This window comes from Magnetovibrio blakemorei (genome assembly GCF_001746755.1).
GTDB lineage: Bacteria > Pseudomonadota > Alphaproteobacteria > Rhodospirillales > Magnetovibrionaceae > Magnetovibrio > Magnetovibrio blakemorei.
The window spans coordinates 11,816-27,145 of the sequence record NZ_MCGG01000013.1 but is presented as its reverse complement, the minus strand read 5'-3'; the positions used below and the strand labels follow the sequence as shown (position 1 = coordinate 27,145).

Sequence of the window (15,330 nt, the reverse complement as noted above, 5' to 3'; positions counted from 1 at the left end):
GGCGCCTTTGGCTATGAACAGAAATCCTAGACACCCCTCAAAAACGTCGGCTTTTGTACGCGAAGCCTTATGCTGAACGATCAGCACCTTTCCATTTGACCGGGGTCATGTACACGATGCTGTCATCACAACTGGCCATGACATCGCCGCCCTGAATATTCACTTGTATCTTCATTAAGCGACGGGCCTGGCTTCCGAGTTCGCTGGTGTCCTGCTTTGAAAAATTGATAACCTGAAGGTTGTCAAATCGGGTGGTGCTGTTTTGGATTTTTCCCCACCACACCTCAGCCGTTCTGCCGCCATAACAATAGACAATCACTTGGTTGGCCTTGCCACACGATTGTCGAATAAGCTTTTCATCCGGCAGTCCCAACATCACCCACAACTCATGCTCGCCGCCTAAGCTTTTCTGCCAAATGTCTGGCTCGTCATCCGTTGAAAGCCCCCGGGTAAATTCCAGGTGCTCATGGGCATTCAGAGCAAAAGCGAGAATACGCACCATTAACCGCTCATCCGTCTCCGAAGGATGTTTGGCAACGGTCAGGTTATGGGTCTCGTAATAGTGACGATCCATGTCGGCAACGGAAAGTTCAACTTTATAGATAGTGGCTTTCTGCGCCATGATTTGCCCCTGAACAGTGAAGATAGGGATGTTTAATGTGTCTGGCGGCTTTGTGACAGCAACCATTTGCGAAGGTCGCGTTATCAGACACGCCATAAACAGAACGCGGCCCCCAAGGTCTGCCCCGTGCGCGAACACTGGAAAGATTTGGGAGCCGCGTTCAGCGCATGGGGATCATGCGGAGAGGTTTGCCCGTTGGTCAAAGACCTGTTGGCAAAAAAGTTTGGCGCTAAAGGCCGAAAACGGATCAGTCGTCGTTAACGGCACTGTCGTCTGCGCCGTCATCGTCGCCCATGGAGTCCGGACCACCGACGAGCATTTCCTGGGCAATCAAACCGGCGTTGGCGCGGATTTGGCGTTCCAGTTCGATGGCCATTTCCGGGTTGTCGCGCAGGTATTGCTTTGCGTTTTCCCGACCCTGGCCGATGCGCGTTGAATTGCACGAGAACCAAGAGCCTGACTTTTCAACCAATTCCGCCTTCAAGCCGAGATCGAGCAGTTCGCCCATCTTGGACACACCTTCGCCATACATGATGTCGAATTCGACCATTTTGAACGGCGGGGCCATTTTGTTTTTCACGACTTTGACGCGGGTCTGGTTGCCGACCACTTCTTCGCGGTCCTTGATGGCGCCGATGCGGCGGATTTCCAAACGTACAGAGGCGTAGAATTTCAGCGCATTGCCGCCGGTGGTGGTTTCGGGGTTGCCGAACATCACGCCGATTTTCATGCGGATTTGGTTGATGAAGATCACCAACGTGTTCGACCGCGCCACCGAGCCGGTCAGTTTGCGCAACGCCTGGCTCATCAAACGGGCCTGCAAGCCGACGTGATGGTCGCCCATTTCGCCTTCCAATTCCGCACGCGGCACCAGAGCGGCGACCGAGTCCACCACCAACACATCAATCGCGCCGGAGCGCACCAGAGTGTCGGTAATTTCCAAAGCCTGCTCGCCGCCATCGGGCTGTGAAATCAGCAATTCATCAATGTTGACGCCCAGTTTGCGGGCATAGACCGGGTCCAGGGCATGTTCTGCATCGACAAACGCGCAGGTGCCGCCTTTTTTCTGCGCTTCCGCAATCACATGCAGCGCCAAGGTGGTTTTACCGGAACTTTCCGGCCCATAAATTTCCACGACCCGACCTTTCGGCAAACCGCCGATACCCAAACCGATGTCGAGTCCAATGGACCCGGTTGAAATCGTATCCGCCTCGACCGTTTCGCGCTGGCCAAGTTTCATCACCGAACCCTTGCCAAAGGCGCGTTCAATTTGCGACACGGCGGCTTCGAGAGCCTTATTTTTATCCACGGAGTTTTTCTCCACCAAACGTAAACTCGATTGTGACATGATCCCCACTCCAATCTTTCATAGAGGTTGTTGTTGTTCAATGAAGACAGGATGTACTCATTTTGTTCTCATTGTCCAGAAAAATTTTACTCCCTTGTAAAATAATAAAAATTTACCATATGTTCTCATAGTGTTCCGATGTTTTTAAGCGATACCCCAGTAAACGGATTTGCACAACTCATGCGCAAATACGGGCCGGGAATCGCACCCTGGATCGTAGCGGGGATCGCACCGGGAATGCCGTTGATATATTACCGGAGACCGCAAGGCCTTCGCCGGGGGCGCGAATCCGTTTAAAATATATATCTGAAACTAACCCCACTATTCACGCTATTCACAGGCTGTGAACAACGTAAAACGGACGTACTGTGCGGACCATGACCGACAGAGATAACATCATCCCCCTGCCCGACATCCCGGATGGCCCCCATCCGGACGATATGGGTTCGTTTGAGCCGCTTCATCACGACGATCCCGGCTATCAGCTTCGCCCCCCGGGCGACCTTCCCGCAAAAAACGCGCCCGCCAAAGACATGCCCGCCTTTCGCACCCTGCCGCACAACTTAACGGCGGAAAAAGCCTTGCTGGGGGCGATTTTCACCGACAACCGCGCCTATGAGCGGGTGTCGGAGTTTTTGCGCGCCGAGCACTTCGCCATTCCAGAACACGGCAAAATCTTTCAAGCCGCACAAAAGCTGATGGAAAACGGCCAAATCGCCGACCCCATCACCCTCGCGGGCTTTTTTGAAGGCAACGACGAACTCATCGCCATGGGCGGAGCCGTGTATCTGGCCGAATTGGCGGCGAGCGCGGTCACCATCATCAACGCCGGCGAATACGGGCGGATCATTTACGATTTGCACATGAAGCGCGAATTGATCGCCCTGGGCACGCAAATGGTCAACGGGGCCTACGACCAGGGGGTTCAAGAATCCGCCACCAACCAGATCGAAAGGTCTGAACAACAACTATATGACCTGGCGACCCAAGGCGACTTTGAGGGCGGCTTTCAAGATTTTCGCACCTCCATCATGGAAGCCATCCACATGGCCGAAGCCGCGCACAAACGCGACGGCGCGCTGGCGGGGGTCACGACGGGGCTGAAAGATCTTGACCAAATGTTGGGCGGCCTGCACAACTCCGATCTGTTGATTTTGGCCGGTCGCCCATCCATGGGCAAGACCGCGCTGGTCACCAACATCGCCTACAACGCGGCCTATTCGTACCATAAGTCCGGTGGCGAAGAGGGCGCGGTGGTGGGCTTCTTCTCGCTGGAAATGTCGTCCGAACAGCTCGCCGCACGTATTTTGTCCGAACAGGTCGAAGTGTCGTCCAACAAAATGCGCAAAGGCGAACTGGCCAACGAAGAGTTCACCCGTCTGGTGGTGGTGTCCCAGGAACTGCACCGCATTCCGCTGTTCATCGACGACACGCCGGCGCTCACCGTGTCGGCGCTGCGCACCCGCGCCCGACGCTTGAAGCGCCAGCATAACCTGGGCCTCATCGTGGTCGATTATTTGCAGCTGATTTCCCCGCCGCCGGGATCATCGGACGGGCGCGTCAACGAAGTTTCGGAAATCACCCGTGGCCTGAAAACCCTGGCCAAGGAACTGAACATCCCGGTGATCGCCCTGTCGCAGCTGTCGCGTGCGGTGGAAAGTCGCGACCCGCCCCGCCCGCAATTGTCCGATTTGCGTGAATCGGGCTCCATCGAGCAAGACGCCGACGTGGTGATGTTTATCTATCGGCCTGAGTATTATCACGAGCGCAAACGCCCCGATCCGGACAATCTCGACAAAATTCATGAGTGGGAAGAAAAGCTCGAGAAGATCAAGAACATCGGCGATGTGATCATCGGCAAGCAGCGTCACGGCCCCATCGGCGACGTGCGGCTGTCGTTCCAAGGCGAGTTCACCCGCTTTGCTGATCTCGATCCCCATCATCCCGCTTATGAGGGGCCATGACGGTGACGGTTCCCACGCTTCTCAACACCCCCGAAGCGCGGCGCGCCGGGGCGATTTTGACCATCGATTTGGAGGCGCTCAAATCCAATTGGCGCACCTTGGCGGCCCAAGCCCCTACGGCAGACTGCGCCGCCGTGGTCAAAGCCAGTGCTTACGGGATAGACGATGGACACGCCGCACGGGCGCTCAGCGATGCGGGCTGCAAAACCTTTTTTGTCGCCTCCATCGACGAAGGCATCCGCCTGCGCTCGGTGTTGGGTGGCGACCGTGCCGTCCACATCCTCAACGGGTTGATGGATGGTGCAGAGCGTGATTTTTCTGAACACAACCTCATCCCGGTGCTCAATTCCTTGGACGAAATCGATGCCTGGTATGCCTTTTGTACGGCGGCGGGCAAGACCTTGGCGTGCGATGTGCACATCGACACCGGCATGTCGCGCTTAGGCCTGCCGCACGATGAATTGCGCAGGCTGGTGGAAGATGAAAACCGCCTGTCGCACTTGAACCTCGACATCTTGATCAGCCATTTGGCCATCGCCGAAGAGCCCGACGAGCCGATGAATATGGCCCAAGTGGCGATTTTTGAGCTGACCCGTGAACTGTTGAACCCACCCCGCGCCTCGTTGGCAAATTCATCGGGCATTTTTTTGGGCGCAGAATTTCACTACGACGTGGTCCGTCCGGGCGTCGCCCTTTACGGCGTCAACCCGACCCCACATGAGCCCAACCCCATGGCTCAAGTGGTTCGTTTGCAAGGCAAAATCCTTCAAGTGCGAACAATTGACACCCCCCAGACCGTGGGCTACGGTGCCACCTACACAGCCCAAGGTGCGACGCGCGTTGCGACCCTATCCGTGGGCTATGCGGACGGCTATCATCGCAGCGCGTCCAACCGGGGGATGGCTTATATTGGTGAACATCCAGCGCCCTTGGTGGGACGGGTCTCTATGGACTTGATCACGATTGACGTGTCCAATGTGCCCGAAGCGTTATGCCGACCGGGCATGCTGGCCGATTTGATTGGCCCGCACAATCCGGTCGACGATGTGGCTGAACGGGCAGGCACGATCGGCTATGAAGTTCTCACCAACCTGGGCGCACGCTATCACCGCGTCTATGTTGGCTAAGTGTTAAGTTGGGCAAACGTTCAGTTGGATAAGAGTTAAGTAAACCTATGAATCCATTGCAAGCCATCGGCCGCGTTTTTCTAAAATTCCTGGGCACCACCGGGCGGTTGATCTCGTTCATGGCCTTAGGCCTGTCGCACATCGTGCGTCCGCCCTATTACCCGCGCATCATTTTGCGCCAGATGATCGACATCGGTTATTATTCATTGCCCGTGGTGGGCCTGACGGCGGTGTTTGCGGGCATGGTTTTGGCGCTGCAAAGCTACACCGGATTTTCCCGTTTTTCAGCCGAGGGCGCCATCGCCAACGTGGTGGTTTTGTCCATCACCCGCGAACTGGGTCCGGTGCTGGCGGGCTTGATGGTGGCGGGACGCATCGGGGCGTCGCTGGCGGCCGAAATCGGCACCATGCGGGTGACCGAACAAATTGACGCGCTGACCACCTTGTCCACCAATCCGATGAAGTATCTGGTCACGCCGCGCTTGATTGCGGGCATCACCATGTTTCCGCTGTTGGTGTTGGTGGCCGACGTCATCGGCGTGTTCGGCGGCTATTTGGTGGCGGTCTACAAGCTCGGCTTCAACCCGGCCAACTACTTGCAAAACACCTGGGATTTTTTGACCGCCGAAGACGTCAATTCGGGCCTCGTCAAAGCCGCCGTGTTTGGCTTTATCGTTTCCTTGATGGGGTGCTATCACGGCTACAATTCCAAGGGCGGCGCGCAGGGCGTGGGCACGGCGACCACCAACGCGGTGGTGTCGGCGAGCATTTTGATTTTGTGCTCCGACTATATCCTCACCGAAATATTTTTTGCCAAATGAGGTACCGCACGTAATGGCCGACACACCCAAAATTCAACTGCGCGACGTGGCCAAATCCTTTGGCCGCAAAGTGGTCTTGAACGGCATCGACCTGGACGTCGGCGTTGGCGAAAGCGTGGTCATCATCGGCGGGTCGGGCACCGGCAAATCGGTGATGCTGAAATCCATCTTAGGGTTGATGACGCCGGAGCGGGGCTCCATCAAAGTCGATGGCGAAGAGGTCATCGGCATGAGCACGTCGGAGCGCGAACGGGTCAACCACAAATTCGGCATGCTGTTCCAGGGCGCGGCGCTGTTCGACAGCTTGCCGGTGTGGGAAAACGTGTCGTTTGGACTGTTGGCGGAAAAACGTTGCGACCGCAAACAGGCTCATGAAATCGCGGTGCAGAAACTCGCCCAGGTGGGCATGAACGCCGACGTCGCCGACTTGATGCCGGCGGAACTTTCGGGCGGCATGCAAAAGCGCGTCGGCTTGGCGCGCGCCATTGCGGCGGACCCGGAAATCATCTTTTTCGACGAACCCACCACGGGGCTCGACCCCATCATGGCCGACGTGATTAATGATTTGATCGTCAAGGTCACCCGCGAAGTGGGCGCCACGGCGCTGTCCATCACCCACGACATGGCGTCGGCACGCAAAATCGCCAACCGCGTCGCCATGCTGTTTGAAGGCAAAATCATCTGGCAAGGCCCGGTCGAAGACATCGACCATTCCGGCAACGCCCACGTCGACCAATTCATCCACGGCAAAGCCGACGGACCCATTCAGATGGCGGTTCGGGCTTAAGCGTCACCGCCCGCCTTTTTCGCCACCTGAACTTCATCCCATATGCGATTAACCAACGCGACAAAGGCATCGTCTTGGGGCAGGGGATGGATTTTGGCGTCGTCCAATTCGTTCTTGCGAGCTTCTTCCCCCCCCAATTCCAAGGCACGACGCAACGGCGCCTCCGCCTCGGCGTTCCGCCCAAGCAAGAACAGGGCATAGGCTTTGTTGCCAAGCTGGATGGGGTCATCGGGCTGCACGCCGAGCGCAGCTTCAACATCTGCCAGCGCGGTCATCAACAGCCCCTGAGCCTGCTCCACCCCCTGCGCCGTTTGCCCCGCTTTTTTCGCCAAGGTCAAATGCGTAAAGCCCCGATTTCCCTGGGCCTTTGCCACCTGTTCGCGCAACACCAACTCTGCGGCCCCGCCAAAGCGCGCCTCCACCGCATCATAGGTGGCCAGCGCCTCCTCCGGGCACCCCGCCAAGCTCAGTGCAAGGCCTTTAGCAACGAGTGATTCGGCAGCTTGTTTCTGGGTGGCATCGGAAGACTGTGCCGCTCGATTACTTGCTTCAGCTACTTCAATAAAATCACCCTTAAAATATGCCTGTGTGGCGGCAATTAACCAGTCCGTGTATGTCCACTGTTCCCTTGGCTTTACCTTTGTTGCCTTGGCCGCCTCGTCCAAAGCATCTTTGTCGGAATTGGAGATTTGTGCCCCATCGCCTTTTTGGATGGCGTCTTGAGCATGTTCCAGAATTTGACTGATTCTATCGTGCTTATCGGTAACGCTTTCCACCATGGAGTTGATTTTTTGCTCGGCCTCAGCAAGTCGGGCTTCAATCGGTTCGATGTAGGTTTTTTCCAGTTTATCGGCTACGTCAGGTGCATGGTCTTGCATCCATTGCCGGGCTGATTCCTCGGCTTGGTTTTTGGCCTTGCTGCGAGAGGTAAAGAAAGTTGCGATACTGGCTACCGCAATCACTATGCCCAAGACACCTACAATCATTCCGAAAAACGTTTGAACGTCCGAAATGCGTTGATCTTGAAACGCCATACGGTCTGATTGCTCAGTCTTATCCCGGTCCGTTTCACTTTGCAGTCGCTCAAAGTCTTTAGTCAGCAGTTCAAACTGGTGTTGTAGGGTAAGAAGGTCGCGTTCACTAGGTGAGATTTGGGGAACTGGGGCTGGAGCCGGAGCCGCCTCCTCAGTCGCTGCGGGCATCGCCAGAACAAGCGTCAAACCGAGTGCTGTTAGGATTGCTTTGAGGACAGTGGAAAATGATTTCATGGCGGGTTCTCGGTCTGGGTGCTTGTGGCGCGTCTTTGCACGCTATAGCACATCTTCGAAAAGACCAAGGGTTGAGGTGAGATTGGGCGGGGCAAAAACTTCAATTGTTCCTGCTCGGCCAAAGCCTATAGATTGCCACGCGCCAAGGGCGCTCGCAATGACACGCGGACGGTGGCCCAACACTCGACCGACATTGCGAGCGCAGCGACGCAATCCAGGGCTATTTGGGCGGGCTTTGCCGCCTTCGTTACGGATGAACGATTGGGGATGCAAACCATCTCTCGCCTTGCATCTTGGTGCCATCCGGGCCACCTTCAGGGGATGGTTTGATTGGGAGTTTGCCGATGTTTCCGCCGGATGAAACGGAAGTTTTGTTTGCCAATGATGCTTTTTACGCGGCTTTTGGACGCGGTGATTTTGCCGCCATGGACGATTTGTGGGCGCGCACCTTGCCGGTGTCGTGCATTCATCCGGGCGGGCCGTTGATGCTCAGCCGCACCGTTGTCTTGGAAAGTTGGCGGGCGATTTTGGACAGTGGCGAGACGGCCGCAGTGACCCACTTGGACGCGACGCCGATGATTGTCGGTCCCGTCGCCTGGGTGACGTGCTTGGAGCGCATCGGCGACAACGTCTTGGCCGCGACCAACATTTTTGCCCGCGAAAACGACGCCTGGAAAATGACCCATCACCAAGCCGGGCCGACCCAAGCCGTGCCCAAAACCAAAACCCCTCGTCCTGCGCTGGCCAATTGAGGAGAGCAACCATGCTGTGCCTGTTTTTTGGCGTTTTGGTGGCGAGTTTGTTTTGGCCGTGGCTGGACGTATGGGCCGGGGCCGTGGGCGCATTCAGCGCGACGGGCTTGTTTTTGGGCTTGCGCTATTGGCCGTCAAAACCTCACCAAAAATAGCGCAGATATATATATCCGTTCGCAATCACGATGCTGAGCACCATCAACGGCAAGCCGAATTTGAGAAACTGTAAAAAGCTGATGGGATAGCCCGCGCGTTCGCCCATGCCCGACACCACCACGTTGGCCGCCGCCCCCACCAACGAGCCATTGCCGCCCAAGCACGCACCCAATGCCAGCGACCACCACACCGGTTCCAAAGCCGCCGCCCCGCCCAACGCGTCTTGCATGCTGTGGACCAAGGGTATCATGGTGGCGACAAACGGAATGTTGTCCACCGCCGCCGAAACGATGGCCGATAGCCACAGGGTCGAAATGGCGGTGCGCGCGGGATCACCGCCCGTGAACACAATCAAGTCGTGGCCCAAGATTTCGAGCAACCCGGCGTGTTCCACCCCCGCGACAATGACAAACAAGCCGATGAAAAACAGCAGCGCGGCCCATTCCACTTCAAGAAGGGCGTGGTGCAGCCTTTCGGTTTGCTCTTCGCCTTCCAGACCGATGCTGGTGATCAACAACAACACCGCCGCACCGAACATGGCGATGGTGCCAGGGGGAATGTGATAATTCTCGCCGATGATAAAGCCCAAAATCACCAACACCAACACGCCCAAAGACATCACCAGCAAGCGCATGTCGGTGATGCTGTCCGCTTCGCGAAAGCGCATGATGCTGTCGCGATTCTTTTGCGTGGCAACCAAATCCTTGCCCCATAAAATTTTAAAAATCGGCACCATCACGATCAAAATCAGGAGCGAAACCGGGGCCAAGTTTTCCAAAAACTGCATGAAGTCCAGCCCCGTGGCCGAACCGATCAAGATGTTGGGCGGATCGCCGATGAGCGTCGCCGTGCCGCCGATGTTGGCCGCCAAAATCTGCGAAATCAAATACGGGTACGGCGAGACTTTGAGCTTTTCCGCAATCAACAAAGCCACCGGAACCACCAGCAGAACCGTCGTTAAGTTATCCAAAAATGCAGAAAACAACGCCGTCACAAGCGACAGCGCAATCAAGATACCGACCGGGTCGGCTTTAACCAGTTTTGCCGCCCAAATGGCAACAAACTCAAACACGCCGGACGTCCGGGTCACCGCCACGATGATCATCATGCCGGTCAACAGGGCGATGGTGTTGAAATCGATCGACGCGATGGCTTGCGCTTGCGACAGCACTCCGGTGATGATCACCAAGCCCCCACCCAACAACGCCACCACCGTGCGATTGAACTTCTCGCTCAACAAAACCACGTAAGACGCAATCAACAACCCGGTGCTGAGCCACAAAGGGTCCAGACCAAACATCACCGCATGAGACGCCGCTTCCCCTGCTCCTTGCAGACTCATAACTCATCCCTCTTGGCGTCTTGTTGTTGACGGCTTGCGCGTTCTTCGGCTTTGAGCCGTTCCACGGTTTCGCGGTCGTACTCTTTATTCAAACCGTACATGACCGAGAAAAAAGAAATGGCCCCCACCAGCTTGCGCTCGGCATCAACGACGGGAACCACGTATTGTTTTTCTCTGATCATCATCAACACATCGATCAACGGCGTTTCGGGGGTGGCGGTCTTGACGTTGCGGGCGATGATTTCGCCGATGGGACGATCGCGCAAAGCATCCAAACGCTCTTTCATATCTTCGGCGGTTTCGTGGAGGAAGCTGGCTTTTTTCATCGCCCCGTGGCGAAACAAGGTGCCCAGCGCGCTCAAAGATTTGGGCATTAAATATGGGATCAGGGACTCACCGCCGATCAGCCCCGCAAAGGTGCCGTCACGTTCGATAACCGGCACCAAGCCCATGTGCTTTTCCACCATGAAATCAATCACATGACCGATGGTCTCGTCGGTGTACAAGCTGGTTTTGATCGGTGCCATCACGGTTTTGCAATCCATGGCTCACACCTCCCCTTGGATAGACCCCTGCACGGACGGAGGGGCGAAGATCTATCATATCAAACCCACCAACTCTTACCAAGCCACATCCTCAGGGAAAGCCCCACAGCACGACGCTGTGGTCTCCTTGGCAAAGTGGCCTGCTACCACCTTGAGGTGACACCCCGAATCACGCTAAGACTTGAACGTCGAAGGAGGTGTACTGCGCGCGCGTACCGCCGCCTCATGTCTTTCGCTTTAAGGATACCCATTGGCCAAGTCAAAAACCCTTTACGTCTGTGCCGAATGCGGTGCCAGCTTCCCCAAATGGAACGGCAAATGCGACGCGTGCGGGGCATGGAATACGCTCAGCGAAGAAGCCGCAAGCGACGACACGCCCAAGGGTCTTGGCGCGCAAAAGGGCCGCAAAATCAGCTTTGTCGGCTTAGAGGGCAAAGAAAAACAGGCCCCCCGGCGCAAAACCAACATCGAAGAATTTGACCGCGTATTGGGCGGCGGCATGGTCGCAGGCTCCGCCATCTTGGTGGGCGGTGAGCCCGGCATCGGCAAATCAACCATCTTGCTGCAAGCCGCAGCCGAACTGTCCAAGGGCGGACGGGTGGCCTACATCAGCGGTGAAGAAGCGGTCGATCAGCTGCGTCTGCGCGCCAGCCGCCTAAACCTGGAAAAAAACCCGGTGCAACTTGCCGCCGCCACCAATGTGCGCGACATCGTCACCACCTTGGACAACGACCCGCCCGACGTGGCGATCATCGATTCCATCCAAACCATGTTCGTCGATAGCTTGGAAAGCGCGCCCGGCACCGTGGCGCAGGTCCGCACGTCGGCTCAAGAACTGATCCGGCTGGCCAAACGCAAGGGCTTTCCCATCATTTTGGTCGGCCACGTCACCAAAGAAGGGCAAATTGCGGGGCCTCGGGTGTTGGAGCATATGGTCGACACGGTGCTTTATTTTGAAGGCGACCGCAGCCACCAGTTCAGAATTTTGCGTGCGGTCAAAAACCGCTTTGGCGCCACCGACGAAATCGGCGTGTTTGAAATGTCCGACGCGGGGCTCACCCAAGTCAGCAATCCATCCGCTTTGTTTTTGTCCGATCGCGACCAAGATGTCAGCGGTTCTGCGGTGTTTGCGGGCATGGAAGGCACACGCCCCATGCTTTTGGAGGTTCAAGCCCTGGTCTCACCATCCACCCTGGCCACCCCGCGCCGCGCGGTTGTGGGGTGGGACAGTTCCCGCTTGGCCATGGTGATGGCGGTGATCGAAAATCGATGTGGGGTTGCCATTGGAGCCAACGACGTGTACTTGAACGTCGCAGGTGGACTCCGGGTGACGGAGCCTGCCGCCGACTTGGCCGTCGCCGCCGCGCTGTTGTCGTCTTTAAGCGACATCGCCGTACCCAGAGGCAGCCTCTTTTTCGGCGAAATCGGCTTGTCGGGCGAAGTTCGCGCCGTGAGCCACGCCGAGGGACGGCTTAAAGAAGCGGCTAAATTGGGTTTTACGCGGGCCTTAGTCCCCAAGAACCGGGGCAAAAACAAGGCGGTTGTCAAAGGCATAACATCGAACGAATTGAGCCATATCCAAGAACTGGCGCAGATGTTCGAAAACGAAGGCGGGTTTTGAGCGCACATGCACTGGATTGATATCCTTGTCATTGGCCTACTTTTGATCTCGGGCGCTTTCGCTTATGCGCGCGGGTTCGTGCATGAGGTCTTGTCCATCGGGGGATGGATCGGCGCGGTTTTCGCCACCATGTACGCCACCCCCGCGGTCGAGCAGTTCACCCTGCAATTCATCCAAGACCCCTTCATCGCCACCCTGGTCACGGGCATTGTGATTTTTATTGGCGCGCTGGTGATCTTATCTATTATCACGCGGCGCATTTCCAATGGCGTCAAGGAAAGTGCGCTGGGGCCTTTGGACCGGGCGTTGGGTTTTTTGTTTGGTATACTCCGCGGTGGGGTTATCGTGGCGCTGGTGTGGATCGGCTACGAATGGATGACCCCGCCCGACGAACAGCCCAAATGGATTTATGAAGCCCGCACCATTCCGATGATTGTCCAAGGTGCAACCCTGTTAAAAAACTTGGCCCCGCCCAGTGACAAAGATGCCAAAAAAGCACCGGGCGACCCGTCAGCGAAAAACCCCCAAAAGGGTCCGTCGCTGAAAGAGCAAAGCAAAACCCTGCTCGACAAAGCCATCAATGCCGTACCTCAATCACCGGATGGCTCAAAAACGGATGGATATGGTAAAAAAGAACGCACAGAAATGGACAGGCTCTTTGAAACCAGCCAGTGACCCGCAACCCGTGCCCCCGCAACGCACTCCTAGCCCAATATCGGCCTGGCCCAAATACGGATCGTGAAGACCATGGATACCCCCCGCATTACCGCTTCGTTTCCACATGACGACCATTTTCACGACGAATGCGGCGTTTTTGGCGTTTACAACCACCCCGACGCCTCAGCGCTGACCGCATTGGGCTTGCATGCGCTGCAACACCGCGGCCAAGAAGCGGCGGGTGTGGTGTCTTTCGGCGGCAAGCATTTTCACAGCCACCGCGCACTGGGCAGTGTGGGCGACAACTTCAATTCAGAAGACGTCATCAGTCGCCTTGAAGGCCCCATGGCCATCGGTCATGTGCGTTATTCAACGGCCGGTGGCACCGTAATGCGCAACGTTCAACCGCTGTTCGCCGATTTGGTGTTCGGCGGTTTTGCCATTGCCCACAACGGCAATCTCACCAACGCCCGCACGTGTCGCACGGAACTGGTCGAACGGGGTTGCATCTTTCAATCCACCTCTGACACCGAAACCATCTTGCACCGGGTGGCCACCAGTTCGTATCGCAAGGTCCTCGACCGCCTGATCGACGCGCTCGGCGGCGTCACCGGAGCCTATTCCCTTGTTGCCCTGACCCGCCAAAAGCTGATCGGCGTGCGCGACCCGTCCGGCGTGCGGCCCTTGGTCATTGGCCGCATCGGCGACGGCCACGTGCTGGCATCGGAAACCTGCGCGCTGGACATCATCGGAGCCGACTATGTGCGCGATGTGGAACCCGGCGAAATTGTTGTGTTCAGCGAAACCGGCATGCAAAGCCTCAAACCGTTCCCCCCCAAGCCGTCGCGCTTTTGCATTTTCGAATACATTTACTTCGCCCGCCCCGACAGTGTGATCGAAGGCCAGGGTGTGTATTCGGTGCGCAAAGCCATCGGCCGCGAACTGGCCCGGGAAAGCCATGTGGAAGCCGACATGATTGTGCCGGTGCCCGACAGCGGCGTGCCCGCCGCCATCGGCTACGCCGAACAAAGCGGCGTGCCGTTTGATCTGGGCATCATTCGCAGCCACTATATGGGCCGCACATTTATCCAACCATCCGACACCATTCGCCACTTGGGCGTGAAGCTCAAACACAACGCCAACCGGGCATGGATCAAAGGCAAGCGCTTGATTTTGGTGGATGATTCCATCGTGCGCGGCACCACATCGATGAAAATCGTCGAAATGATGCGTAACGCCGGTGCCAAAGAAGTGCACATGCGCATTTCCAGTCCGCCCACCACGCACCCCTGCTTTTACGGCATCGACACCCCCAATCAAGAACAACTGATGGCCCACAACATGACGGTTGAGGAAATGGCCAAGCACATCGGTGTCGACACCTTGGCGTTCATTTCCAATGACGGCCTGTACAGAGCCGTTGGCGAAGAAGCCCGCAATCAAGCCAGCCCGCAGTATTGCGATGCCTGTTTCACCGGCGAATATCCCTTGCCCCTGGTGGACAAAGATGGGCATTCGGGCTCCGAACAATTGACACTCTTGTCTGAAGACTAAAGTTAGAGAACTCATATGGCTGACAAAATTCTTGAGGGCCGTGTTGCCCTGATCACCGGCGCTTCTCGCGGCATTGGTCGCGCACTGGCCCAGTGTTTTGCCGAACAAGGCGCACACCTGATTCTCACCGCCCGCACCCAAGGCGCGCTGGAAGAACTGGACGACGAGCTGCGCGGTCAAGGTTTCCAAGCGCCCACGCTGGTGCCATGCGATCTGACGGATTTTGACACTATCGATAAAATCGGCGGGGCGATTTATGAACGCTTTAAAAAGCTCGACGTGCTGATCGGCAACGCTGGCACCTTGGGCACCTTGGCCCCCATCACCCACATCGATCCGAAAGAATGGCAACGGGTGTTGGACATCAACCTAACCGCCAACTGGCGTTTGTTGCGCTCGATGGACCCGCTGCTCAAAGCCTCAGATGCAGGTCGGGTGGTTTTTGCCACCTCATCCGTTGGCCATCAGCCGCGCGCGTACTGGGGCACCTACGCGGTATCCAAAGCGGCGCTGGAAATGGTCGCGGGTATTTACGCCCAGGAATGCGCCAAGACCAACGTCAAAGTCAACCTGATCAACCCCGGCGCCACCCGTACCGATATGCGCGCCATTGCGATGCCGGGCGAAGTCCCCGAAACCGTTAAAGCACCCGAAACGATCAATCATCTGTTTTTGGAACTGGCGTCGCCCGCCTGTACGGTTAGCGGCACCTTGGTCGAAGCGGAACAAGAACTTCAAGCCGGGCACACCACATATTCACTTTAAG

15 protein-coding genes are annotated in these 15,330 nt (G+C 56.8%); 10 read left to right on the top strand and 5 right to left on the bottom strand.

What is annotated here, in order from left to right:
- Positions 1-67: 67 nt before the first annotated feature.
- The gene (locus BEN30_RS04465; RefSeq protein ID WP_069957143.1) at positions 68-622 is read right to left on the bottom strand and encodes a YaeQ family protein; all 555 of its coding nucleotides are present in this window, start codon (positions 620-622) and stop codon (positions 68-70) included.
- Between the two features lie 247 nt (positions 623-869).
- Complete coding sequence (gene recA, locus BEN30_RS04460; protein WP_069957142.1) at positions 870-1,970, bottom strand: recombinase RecA; 1,101 nt, start codon at positions 1,968-1,970, stop codon at positions 870-872.
- 377 nt (positions 1,971-2,347) lie between these two features.
- Between recA and BEN30_RS04455 the strand changes: the two genes are divergently transcribed.
- The 4 genes from BEN30_RS04455 to BEN30_RS04440 are packed head-to-tail and all read left to right on the top strand — an operon-like array spanning position 2,348 to position 6,669.
- The gene (locus BEN30_RS04455) at positions 2,348-3,934 is read left to right on the top strand and encodes a replicative DNA helicase (RefSeq protein WP_281201823.1); all 1,587 of its coding nucleotides are present in this window, start codon (positions 2,348-2,350) and stop codon (positions 3,932-3,934) included.
- Positions 3,931-5,061, top strand: coding sequence for an alanine racemase (alr, locus tag BEN30_RS04450; protein WP_069957141.1), 1,131 nt, complete (start codon positions 3,931-3,933; stop codon positions 5,059-5,061). Before BEN30_RS04455 ends, alr begins: the two co-directional genes overlap by 4 nt.
- A 47-nt stretch (positions 5,062-5,108) precedes the next feature.
- Positions 5,109-5,882, top strand: coding sequence for an MlaE family ABC transporter permease (locus BEN30_RS04445; RefSeq protein WP_069957140.1), 774 nt, complete (start codon positions 5,109-5,111; stop codon positions 5,880-5,882).
- Between the two features lie 13 nt (positions 5,883-5,895).
- Positions 5,896-6,669 (top strand): ABC transporter ATP-binding protein, encoded by a 774-nt coding sequence (locus tag BEN30_RS04440; RefSeq protein WP_069957139.1) that lies wholly within the window; start codon positions 5,896-5,898, stop codon positions 6,667-6,669.
- Here the strand turns inward: BEN30_RS04440 and BEN30_RS04435 are convergent.
- Entirely contained in the window at positions 6,666-7,937 is a 1,272-nt protein-coding gene (locus BEN30_RS04435; RefSeq protein WP_139134848.1) for a tetratricopeptide repeat protein, read from the bottom strand. The genes BEN30_RS04440 and BEN30_RS04435 overlap by 4 nt on opposite strands.
- A 344-nt stretch (positions 7,938-8,281) precedes the next feature.
- Here BEN30_RS04435 and BEN30_RS04430 point away from each other — a divergent pair, with 344 nt between their 5' ends.
- Positions 8,282-8,689, top strand: a complete 408-nt coding sequence (locus BEN30_RS04430) for a nuclear transport factor 2 family protein (protein ID WP_069957137.1) — start codon at positions 8,282-8,284, stop codon at positions 8,687-8,689.
- Between the two features lie 11 nt (positions 8,690-8,700).
- The gene (locus tag BEN30_RS18555) at positions 8,701-8,844 is read left to right on the top strand and encodes a hypothetical protein (RefSeq protein ID WP_170826951.1); all 144 of its coding nucleotides are present in this window, start codon (positions 8,701-8,703) and stop codon (positions 8,842-8,844) included.
- On the opposite strand, the gene BEN30_RS04425 is transcribed toward BEN30_RS18555, so the two are convergent.
- Together BEN30_RS04425 and BEN30_RS04420 are read right to left on the bottom strand one after the other, a co-directional pair.
- On the bottom strand, positions 8,832-10,187 hold the full coding sequence (locus tag BEN30_RS04425; protein WP_139134847.1) for an ArsB/NhaD family transporter: 1,356 nt from the start codon (positions 10,185-10,187) through the stop codon (positions 8,832-8,834). The genes BEN30_RS18555 and BEN30_RS04425 overlap by 13 nt on opposite strands.
- Positions 10,184-10,732: a CBS domain-containing protein gene (locus BEN30_RS04420; RefSeq protein ID WP_069957136.1), complete on the bottom strand. Its 549-nt coding sequence runs from the start codon at positions 10,730-10,732 to the stop codon at positions 10,184-10,186. The genes BEN30_RS04425 and BEN30_RS04420 overlap by 4 nt, the downstream gene beginning before the upstream one ends.
- A gap of 250 nt (positions 10,733-10,982) precedes the next feature.
- Here BEN30_RS04420 and radA point away from each other — a divergent pair, with 250 nt between their 5' ends.
- The 4 genes from radA (at position 10,983) to BEN30_RS04400 (ending at position 15,329) form a co-directional block, all read left to right on the top strand.
- Positions 10,983-12,353, top strand: a complete 1,371-nt coding sequence (radA, locus tag BEN30_RS04415; protein WP_069957135.1) for a DNA repair protein RadA — start codon at positions 10,983-10,985, stop codon at positions 12,351-12,353.
- 6 nt (positions 12,354-12,359) lie between these two features.
- Entirely contained in the window at positions 12,360-13,028 is a 669-nt protein-coding gene (locus BEN30_RS04410) for a CvpA family protein (RefSeq protein ID WP_069957134.1), read from the top strand.
- A gap of 72 nt (positions 13,029-13,100) precedes the next feature.
- The gene (purF, locus tag BEN30_RS04405; RefSeq protein ID WP_069957133.1) at positions 13,101-14,564 is read left to right on the top strand and encodes an amidophosphoribosyltransferase; all 1,464 of its coding nucleotides are present in this window, start codon (positions 13,101-13,103) and stop codon (positions 14,562-14,564) included.
- A gap of 15 nt (positions 14,565-14,579) precedes the next feature.
- Positions 14,580-15,329 (top strand): SDR family NAD(P)-dependent oxidoreductase, encoded by a 750-nt coding sequence (locus BEN30_RS04400; protein ID WP_069957132.1) that lies wholly within the window; start codon positions 14,580-14,582, stop codon positions 15,327-15,329.
- Position 15,330: the final 1 nt, after the last annotated feature.